Source organism: Methanococcoides seepicolus (assembly GCF_023684405.1).
In the GTDB taxonomy this organism is placed as follows: Archaea; Halobacteriota; Methanosarcinia; order Methanosarcinales; family Methanosarcinaceae; genus Methanococcoides; species Methanococcoides seepicolus.
This window is the reverse complement of the sequence record NZ_JAGSOI010000157.1, coordinates 1-522: the sequence shown is the minus strand read 5'-3', so window position 1 is coordinate 522 and position 522 is coordinate 1. Positions and strand designations below refer to the sequence as shown.

Sequence of the window (522 nt, the reverse complement as noted above, 5' to 3'; positions counted from 1 at the left end):
TGAAGGATATAACAGCATAATTAGGCACTTTCTGGCAAGATTGAGAAGAAAGTCAAAGTGTTATACTAAGAGTCTTGAAATGCTGAAGTACTCTGTTCTTCTTTTGATGAAGTACAGAAATAAAGAGTTAGCTATGTTTAGTTAACAATGCCAATTTCTTTTTTAATAAGAATCCAACTGCATAGTGTCCTATAAACATTTTTTACCACCCACTTTAAATTTAATTTACTAATTCATTTCTACTTAAATACAAATACCACATCCCTTACAAACAATAAAATTTAATTAAAGGAAGGAAGAATTGAACATATGACATATTTATCTGCAGTTAGATCTATGGTTTACCCATCAATAAAGATTGTGACCAAACTAACAATTATAGTCAAACACCCAACATTTTGGACTTCTGTTTTTCACTAAGAAACTTTTCAATCCATCTCTTTGCAAAGCTAATTTTTGATGAGCACTCCATAAATTTCTCATGTATTAAATCCCGCATATGATCAATATCGATAATGAACT

1 pseudogene is annotated in these 522 nt (G+C 29.9%); it reads left to right on the top strand.

Annotation, left to right across the window (positions count from 1 at the left end):
* Positions 1–145 (top strand): annotated as a pseudogene (locus KDK67_RS14205) (IS1 family transposase); the annotation flags it as partial.
* Positions 146–522 lie beyond the last annotated feature (377 nt).